Consider the following 627-nt stretch of genomic DNA (forward strand, 5'->3'; position numbering starts at 1 on the left):
TCGACCTTTGCGACGATGCGGCGCTGTTCGGCGAGAGGTGGAAGGCATAAAGGCGTAGCGATAATCTTTTCACGCGAGATGTTCGGTTGCGCTCCACCTGCACCCTGCCCGACAAATATGGGCTTCATAGCTTTGAGAAGGAGCAGCAAAAAGCGGTTATCGACGCCATGAAACGGCGTGCAGGCGCATACCGCTTGGTTCGTTGTAGCTTCGACTTCGAGGATCGACGCTTTGCCAATCGTGGCACCATACATCGCGATTAGAACGTCACCGGGCTGGTTTAAGCGCAGCGAGCACTCTTGAAGAGCCAGTTCGGTAACTGTCTCTTCGGATACTGAAATGAAATCGGCCGCAAGTTCTCCTGATTTGAACCACGGCATCTCACCTCCATAGTAGGCAGACTTCTTGCGATTTGGGGTCGCCCCAGCGCCCCAATCACCAAGGTCGCCAAACCGTATCCACTGCCATCCGGTCGGCTCGTCAAATCGCAATTCATGAGCCGCCAGCTTGGGCAAAGGCTTGCCCATCCTCATTCTTTTCTTGGCAACCCAGTCGGATCGTTGCGTCACGAACCGCTTAAGCAATTCATCAGCAGGCTCGTCAGAAGTGTCTTGCGGCACCAGCTTC

General features: G+C 54.7%; 1 protein-coding gene. It reads right to left on the reverse strand.

Going from position 1 to position 627, the window contains the following annotated elements; genetic code table 11:
- Window positions 1–620 (reverse strand): restriction endonuclease subunit S (locus AC01FP_RS18635; RefSeq protein WP_474482382.1); only part of this gene is annotated, 620 nt, incomplete at its 3' end.
- Between the last annotated feature and the right edge of the window lie 7 nt (window positions 621–627).

The organism is Cyanobium sp. NIVA-CYA 375 (assembly GCF_056108345.1).